This is a genomic window from Salmonella sp. SAL4457 (assembly GCF_046548235.1).
Classification (GTDB): domain Bacteria; phylum Pseudomonadota; class Gammaproteobacteria; order Enterobacterales; family Enterobacteriaceae; genus Salmonella; species Salmonella enterica.
Map to the genome: position 1 here is coordinate 1 of NZ_JBGDZO010001311.1, position 237 is coordinate 237.

The window sequence follows — 237 nt, forward strand, 5'->3', positions numbered from 1 at the left end:
TCTGTTAACTGCGTGAAGCCTTCAGGGCTTTGTTGATATGTCTGCCACGCCTGTTCAGGAGATACGCCACTTTGCTGCAGCGTCTTCTGGTGAGTGGCCAGCTCTCGCATCACCGCTTCTGGCCCCTGAGCGGCGGCGATGTTCAATCTTGCAGACATATCTCCCATAGCCTGATTGCGATCAGCATCAACAAAACCCATGCCCTGACGAATTGTTTCAATCTGGTCTGGATTGGTG

Annotated in this window: 1 protein-coding gene; it reads right to left on the reverse strand. The window is 52.7% G+C overall.

Annotated features, from left to right (window positions below; translation table 11 throughout):
• A partial coding sequence (locus ACLJNW_RS28430; protein ID WP_410962016.1) for a phage DNA ejection protein occupies positions 1-237 on the reverse strand: 237 nt, incomplete at both ends.